The organism is Streptococcus sp. M334, from assembly GCF_000187745.1.
Lineage (GTDB): Bacteria > Bacillota > Bacilli > Lactobacillales > Streptococcaceae > Streptococcus.
Genome location: NZ_GL732488.1, coordinates 31,714 through 39,742 on the forward strand (window position 1 = coordinate 31,714; position 8,029 = coordinate 39,742).

Below are 8,029 nucleotides of genomic sequence, written 5' to 3' on the forward strand. Positions count from 1 at the left end.
AAAGCAAACTAGGAAGCTAGCCGCAGGTTACTCAAAACACGGTTTTGAGGTTGTGGATAGAACTGACAAAGTCAGTAACATATATACGGCAAGGTGACGCTGACGTGGTTTGAAGGGATTTTCGAAGAGTATTATAATAAACACCTACTCTATTTATTATAATCTCTTATTGGTCTTTTGTCTTTAAGAAACTTGCTACTAGATAAAACAAAGAGAGCCTATCGCTCTCTCTGCTCATATTTCACTCCCTATGGAATGAAAATTATTTAGTTGCTTTTGAAAATGTGACAACGTAGTTATAATCTTTCCCATTAGCTTGATAGACATAGTCCTCTTTGAAAGTATAGCCGCGTTTGCTCAACTCTTCTTTCTTAGCATCAACTTGGCTCTTGACTGCTGCTTTCACCTGTTCATTTGTTGAACCTTCCGCGATTTCAAGAGAAGTTCCATCGATATCTCCTAGGAAACCTGCAATATCTTTCATTTGATCAAAGTTATAAAAAACATTTACTTTGACCTTTTGAGGAGCTGGCTGTTCTAGACTTCTACGATTTCTGCTAGCGCGCGGTTGAACTGCTGGAGCCATTCTGAAACCTGAAGTTCCTGTAGCCTCCTTAGTGAATGTGACAACGTAGTTATAATTTTTCACAGTAGTATCTTGTTCAAAAATAATGTCATTTTTCACATGATACCCTCTAGTAGCTAAGTCTTTTATCTTGGCTTGAATTTTTTCTTTTACTAATTCTTTTGCCTGTGCTTCACTCGTTCCAGCAGGAATTGTAACAGTGTTATCTTCTCCTGGATCAGATAGGAAACCATGAATATCTGGCATTCCAGCGAAGTTATAACTAATATTTACGGTTCCATCTGGTTCTGATGTTGAACGTGCTACCCTTCTTGCTCTTGCTTGAACTGATGGGGCATTTCTAAAACTTGAAGTCCCTTCTGAAGTTGAAGAAGGTTGTGTTGGAGATGCTGTTGAAGTTGATCTTGCTTCAGCAGCAGGCTGTGTTGGGCTGGTTGCCGTAGCTTCACCTGAACCATGACCTATTACCGTACTTCCATTGTCAATAGTAGTTCCTTCATTACGGCCATTTGTTAAATTATCTTTATTATAGTTTGGTGCTGGTAATTCTTCACCTGGAACATCAATTTCATCAATTTTTGTTTGATACTCGTCCGCAGCAGCTACAGCAGCATCGTAATCTTTAGCATTATTTATTGCCGCCAATGCTTCTTCTTTTAATCCATTTAATTTTTCTTTTAATTTTGTTTTTTCTGCTTCATCTTTAACTTTTTCTATTTCACTAAGTTTTGAAGATGCAATTCCTTCAATAATATCCTTTCCTTCTTTTTTCGCTTCCTCAAGTTTTTCATCTTTAGGTTCTACTTCTTCAGATGAATTTTCTGCTTTCGGTGTTATCGCTGCTGGCTCTTCCGCCTTCGGCGTTGTTACCACTGGTTCGTCCGCTTTTGGTGTTGTTGCCGCTGGTTCTTCTACTTTTGACGCCGGTGTCGCTGGTTCTTCTACTTTTGGCGCCGGTGTCGCTGGTTCTTCCGCTTTTGGTGTTATTCCTGCTGCTGGCTCGTCTGATTTCGGTGTTGTCGCTGCTGGTTCTTCCGCCTTCGGTATTGTTCCTGCTGGTTCGTCCGTTTTTGGTTCAGTTCCTGCTGGCTCTTCCGCCTTCGGCGTTGTTACCACTGGTTCGTCCGCTTTCGGCGTTGTTGCCGCTGGTTCTTCTGTTTTTGGTTCAGTTCCTGCTGGCTCGTCTGATTTTGGCGCAACTGAGGCTGAGGTTTCTGATTTCGGTACTGATACTGCTGGTGTTTCCACAACTACTGGTGTCGTTTGTTTAACAGTAGTAGTTTGCTCTCCAGTTACAGTATCTGTCTTTGTTTCAACTTCATAACTTTGACAGCTACCAGAATTATCAATCGACACTCGCTGTCTTTTTACTTCTGTATTTCCATCTTTTAGAAAAGACTCTTCGCTAAAATACAATTTATTATTAGCAAAAATCAAATCTCTATTTGCAATACGATTTATCTCAACCAAGCTATCAACAGATAGCCCTGTTGCTCCACTAATAGCACTCAGTGTATCTCCCCACTTAATTGTGTAGTGTGATAAATTGTCTATATTTTGAATATCAGCTTTTACTTCTGTAACTGTTCTGGCTACCCAAACACCATCTTGTTCATTAGCTGAGACAGTTGGAGCTAAAAAGCCCAGTCCCAATAAAATCACACCCGTTGCAACAATTGCACCAGTTCTTAATTTTCTAAAGCCACGTAGGGATAATGTCCCTCTAACATTTGTTTGTCTCATTGTTTTCCTCACTATTTTTATATTTTTAAAAGGCAAACTCAGCTACAGCAGGTTCGTTTACCTTTTCAGTCTGGATAGGTATCTACAAGTTTTCTATTTATTTAAAAACAAATTATGAATAAATTTTTATGCATATTTGAATATAGAAATTGTAAATTGTCCTTCCACTAAATTCCACGATTTTAGTATATCATATTTAAGTACTAAAGTACAAAGAAAGCGATTGAAAGCAATGATTTTCACCACTGCTTTCAGCTCTATTTTGTATTGTTAAATAGCCATTCTCTATCCACCATTCTTGAATAGAAAAACAAGATGCTTTCTCTATTTCCAGAATCATTTTTTCAAACTTATTCACCATCCATCAAAAGCTCTTTTGGTTGTTTTCTGAGGAGATTGCTTGAAGCAAGCGCCATAACGAGAACCACTAGAACCAAGGCTAGGACAAAGACGATGATAAAGTCTGATATCTGAATAGAAATATCTAGGCTCGACAAGGTCTTGCTAAAGCCATCTACTTCTGCACCACCACCAAGGCTAGAGGCTTGAGCAGCCTTGCTGGCTTGCTTGGCAACACCTGAAGTGACATTGGCAAGAACAGTATTTCCGATTGCACGCGCTGTGTAGTTAGCTAGGAAATAAGCAGAAACGAGAGCAGGGATAGCAATCAAGATGGATTCGGTGATGAATTGCCCCAAGATACTTGCCTGCTTGAGACCGATAGAGAGGAGAATTCCCACTTCCTTGCGACGGGCATTGATCCAAAGGCTGAGCAAGAGGGCAAGGAGAAGAACTGAGAAACTCAAGCTACCCCAGAAGAGGAGGTTGGCCATCTTGTACATACCAGAGATGGATTGCTCAAGAACTGGGTAGTTAGATGAGCTTTTAACGAGTGTATAGCTCTTCCAGTTGATACCACTGATGCCATTCAACTCTTTCATAACATCATCCAAGTTCTTGTCCGCTGTTACAAAGAAGGTTGCGTCCCCATAAATAGCTGTGTCTTCTGTGTATCCATAAAGTTTTGCAGCAGTGTGAATGTCTGTAATAGCTGTGTTTTCATAGAGTTCTTGTGAGTAAGTTACTGCCGACTTATTGTGACCATCAAAGAGTCCCTTGATTATCACTTCGACTGTTTCCTTGGCTCCTTTTTCATTGTCTGCATCGTAGATATTAGAGTCTAGTTTGACCTTGTCCCCTACTTTCCAGCCGTGTTTGGCTGCCAAGTCCTTGTGCAGGAGAATCTTGTCCTTGTCATCGTTGGTTAGGTGCTCACCTTCGACCAGCTTATAAGAACCAGAGACAAACTTGTCTTCTTTAGAGGAGTCATTGACACCTGTAATCATCAAGCTACTTCCAAAATGTTTGGCACGGTCAGGTGTCAGATTTTTCTTGGTTTCTGGAGTTTCGATAAGTTCATATCCAGTCAAATCTCCGATAGCGTTGATGCGTTTCACATAAGACTCGATGGCCTTATTTTCGGTGATTTTTTTGATGTCCTCACCCTTGATATTCCCAGCACCACGTGGCGTTCCTTGATTGACGCGACGATTGATTTGCATGGAGAAGCTGTTGGTGATATTTTTAAAAGTCTCCTGAGAAGCCTTGGCAGTAGCTCCCTTGATCGACAAGCCGACCAAACTCAAGCTCGCCATGAGGAGAATAATCAGGAAGATGACAATCGATTTGAAAAACTTCCTTGTAACATAGGCAAATGCGTTGTGTAACATAGGTTCCCTTTCTAGATGTTGTTCTATTTCAATGTCTTATAACTTATATAAATTATTTTTTTACTATTTCCCTTAGATTGTGCGGACGGGAGCAACTTCCTGTAGGAATTTCATCCCTAATTTTTGAGCCGTATGTCTCAAAAATTCCGGCCTAGATAATAACTTTGTTATTATCTAGGCTATCACTACTGCGGGAAATAGTTGTTAAAGACTCACTTCGTTTATTATTACTTTACACGTATCTGGTTACCAACTAATACTATTTTAAAGTTTAATAACTAGATTCTATATTTCAGTCAGTTTCTTATCCTTCAACTCAAGTGTAATATCTGATGCTTGCGCCACTTCTTTACTGTGGGTTACGACAATCACACATTTACCTGTTTTTTGGGCAAGTGATTTGAGCAGTTCAACAATATCTCCAGCAGTTTTAGGATCCAGATTTCCTGTTGGTTCATCAGCTAGAATAACTGGAGCTTCTGATACCAAACTACGAGCAATGGCAACACGTTGTTGTTGACCACCTGATAACTGGAGAACATTCCGCTTGATCTGACTTTCATCCAAACCAAGCTCAAACAGTGTATCCTTGCTTGCCTTTTTATTGACCAAGCGGATATTTTCCAGTGGAGAAAGATAATCTATCAAATTATAATTTTGAAAGACCAGAGAAATATGGTGCATACGATGGTAAGAATAGCCCTTCTTACGAATGTCCTCTCCTTGGAAAAGGATAGAACCTTCGACAGGACTATCTAGACCAGCAAGCAGGGACAAGAGAGTGGATTTTCCTGCTCCTGATTCCCCAATAATACTGTAAAATTTCCCGGGTTCAAAATGATAATTGATCTGATATAGGACTGCTTCAGCAGTGTTCTTATAACGGTAGGTAAGGTCTTGTAATTGTAATAAAGTCATGATTTCTCCTTCTTATACTCAATGAAAATCAAAGATCAAACTAGGAAGCTAGCTGCAGGTTGCTCAAAGTACAGCTTTGAGGTTGCAGATAAAACTGACGCAGTTTGGATTTGATTTTCGAAGAGTATTAACTAATAGATGATAAAATTTCCTTAGGCGATTTTCTAAATAAGAATAGGAAACAAAGGGCTACAGATAAGCAACTAAGCAGAACTAGAAAAACATAGGATTCTGCAAAAGATAGGATGCTGGTTGATAGACTGCTTGCTTTGGCTAGTGTATCTTGTAAGCTTGCCTGATCTCCACTTGCTAGTAGAGTTTGGAGTAGATAAGATGTAATGGCGTTTCCTGCAACAAATGCTGGAAGCAAAGCTCCAAGAGATACCAAAACTACCTCTAAACAGAATTGTAGGAAGATCGAGCTCTTGCCTTTTCCAAGTGCAAGTAAAATCCCCACTTCATAGACCCTTTCTCTCAACCAGAGAGACAAGACCAAAATTAAGGCTCCAGCTCCTGCTATCAACATCCCATAAAGGAAAATGGTCAGAAAGGTTTGGAAGGTCGCAACTGAGTCTTTGATCTGTTCAAAAGCCTTGTTTTCCTTCTCAACTTGATAGCCGTTATTTTCCAAAGCCAAGTTTTCCACCTGCTTCAAGAGTCCGTCCATTTCCTTAGGATTTTCTACATAGAAGCGAGCTGCACTGACTTGAGCTTCACTATTACCCAAAAGGCTTTGACTACTTTCATAGTCTGTAAAGACCTGGTTTTCACTGAAGTCGGAAGACAAGCCTGTAAATTTCTCTTGTTTTTTACCAGAAAAGATGCCGACAATTTCAAACTCAACTGTCTGTCCTTTGCCAGATTCGGACTGTCCAGCATCCAAGCCAATCTTGTCATGAAGCGAAAGACCATTCTTCTTAGCCAACTCTTCGTGGATCAGAATTTTCTTTGAATCCCCTTTTTGAAGGTGTCGCCCTTCTTTTAGATTGAAAGCCGAGCTGGTAAAGGTGACATCCTTAGATGAATCCTCAAGAGCCGTTAAGCTGACCAAGTTCTTGTCCGCAACTGACAAATCATCACGCTCCACGCTCTGCTCGCCACTCACCACTTCCTTATCTTTTAGTTTTGCGATCGTCCCGAGTTCAGGAGAAACATTTTCCAGTCCCTTAATCTTGCTTACAGATACTAGGTCCGACAGCTTGAAGGTCTGACCATTTTCTATCTTCTTAATAGAAAAAGATGTGTTGAGTGATTTGTAAAGATTGATTTCAACTGTTTTGTTGGACTTCATCAGAGTCAAACAGGCTGAAATTCCAGCCAATAGAACCAATAAAATCAGAAATAAAATAAAACTTCTCAGTCGTTTTCTGCTGACATAAGCCCAAGCTCTTTGGATTGGATTCATTTGTCACCTCCATATTTGTAAGACTATTATAAAATCTAAATATGAAATCTTTATGAAATACAAAAAAAGAACTAGAGTTCTCACAAATGAGTGAGTTTTCTAGTTCTTTTTGATTTATAAAGACTTTATGTAGGGAAAGCTACTAATGATCAGATGAGATCATCTATTTAAGCTTCCTCTTCATCGTCTTTTTTCTTTTTGGCAGCTAGCAAACCAAATGTGCCAAGAAGAGATAGAACTCCTAATGCACCTGTAGCACGATCTGCTTTCGTACCAGTATTTGGCAACACTGCTTGCGGTTGAGTAGCTGAGGCCTCAGCAGGGGTAACATTATTCAGTCTAGGATTTGTATCGGCAGAGGGCGTAGCTGGTTCTTGGTGGTCGTCACCTGTTGGTCTAGCTGGACTCACTTTCCTGAAGATATGCGTTACAACATCACCTTTAGTTTCTGTTCTTACAAATACATACCCTTCAATTTCACCATGTTCAAATGCCTCATTGGTTTCACCTGGAACTGATGGAGCTTTGGCATCCGCTGGTTTCAATTCATTACCTTCTTCATCAATCCATTTAGTGATGATTAACTGAACTTTTGGTAATTCTGCTGGATCTGGAAGTTCACCATTGACTCCACCTGTAAACTCTGGAAGATCAACTACTGGTGGGGCAATTAGATTACCATTTTCATCTACTCCTGTTGTACCGATTGGGCCGTTGTATCCTGGATTTTCTGCTTGTACCTCTGGTTCTCCATTCACCCCACCATTAAATTCTGGTACTTCATGGATTGGCGAATCCGGTGCATTTACTCCTCCGTTGAATTCTGGTAATTCTTCTTGAGTTTCTGGTTCTCCATTCACTCCACCATTAAATTCTGGTACTTCATGAATTGGCGAATCCGGTGCATTTACTCCTCCATTGAATTCTGGATTTTTTAAAACTTCTGGTTCACCTTTTGCATATGCAAATAACAATTCATCACGAGGAATATTATGAGTGACATTTGTTTCTGGATTAGTGATTGTTACATTTCCATCTGAAGCAACAATTACGTCTTTTCCTGGATTTGCTTTTTCCACTGATTCTTTAACTTTATCTTGTTCGTCTTTGCTTAGATTATTCAAATCTTTGACTGGAACTTTATCAGTTGGTGTCACTGGTTCGAAGTCTAGCACAGTCAAGTCTTTAACTGGGATGAGTACTGATTCACCAGTTGCCTGATCCGTCACAGTAACATTGCCCTTATCATCCGCTGTAACAATCGTATTTGGATTAGATTTTTTAACTTCATCCACTAATTTTTCTATTTCTTGCGGTGTTAAATGGTCTGAATCTGGAACTACAATTGGTAACGGAAGTTCAACAATAAACTCAACTGCTGGATTTCCTTTAGCACTCATTTTCTTCGCTGGGACTGAGACTGACTCGCCCGCTGTCGCTAATTTACCATCTTCGGTTGCTGTTGGAACCTTGTTCGCTTCGCTTTCTGGTAAGTTCGCATTTGGAATTGTCAACTCGCCGTTGGCTCCTACCGTGAACGTTCCTACTCCATCTAGCTTGATTGGCGTATTTTGTGGGTAAGATGTGCCTTCTGGCGTTGTCACTCGATAGTGTACATCTCCATTGTCATCTCGTCTTGGTTGCGTG

At 40.1% G+C, this 8,029-nt stretch carries 5 protein-coding genes; all 5 read right to left on the minus strand.

The window, feature by feature from the left end; translation table 11 throughout:
• Window positions 1–262: 262 nt before the first annotated feature.
• On the minus strand, window positions 263–2,329 hold the full coding sequence (locus HMPREF0851_RS10235) for a LysM peptidoglycan-binding domain-containing protein (protein WP_001250149.1): 2,067 nt from the start codon (window positions 2,327–2,329) through the stop codon (window positions 263–265).
• 350 nt (window positions 2,330–2,679) lie between these two features.
• The gene (vex3, locus tag HMPREF0851_RS10240; RefSeq protein ID WP_000902994.1) at window positions 2,680–4,059 is read right to left on the minus strand and encodes an ABC transporter permease subunit Vex3; all 1,380 of its coding nucleotides are present in this window, start codon (window positions 4,057–4,059) and stop codon (window positions 2,680–2,682) included.
• A 285-nt stretch (window positions 4,060–4,344) separates the two neighbouring features.
• Window positions 4,345–4,977 (minus strand): ABC transporter ATP-binding subunit Vex2, encoded by a 633-nt coding sequence (gene vex2, locus HMPREF0851_RS10245; RefSeq protein ID WP_000173723.1) that lies wholly within the window; start codon window positions 4,975–4,977, stop codon window positions 4,345–4,347.
• Window positions 4,978–5,104: 127 nt separating this feature from the next.
• Window positions 5,105–6,382, minus strand: coding sequence for an ABC transporter permease (locus HMPREF0851_RS10250; RefSeq protein WP_001068268.1), 1,278 nt, complete (start codon window positions 6,380–6,382; stop codon window positions 5,105–5,107).
• A gap of 167 nt (window positions 6,383–6,549) precedes the next feature.
• A partial coding sequence (locus tag HMPREF0851_RS0104055; protein ID WP_232197007.1) for an SIALI-17 repeat-containing surface protein occupies window positions 6,550–8,029 on the minus strand: 1,480 nt, incomplete at its 5' end.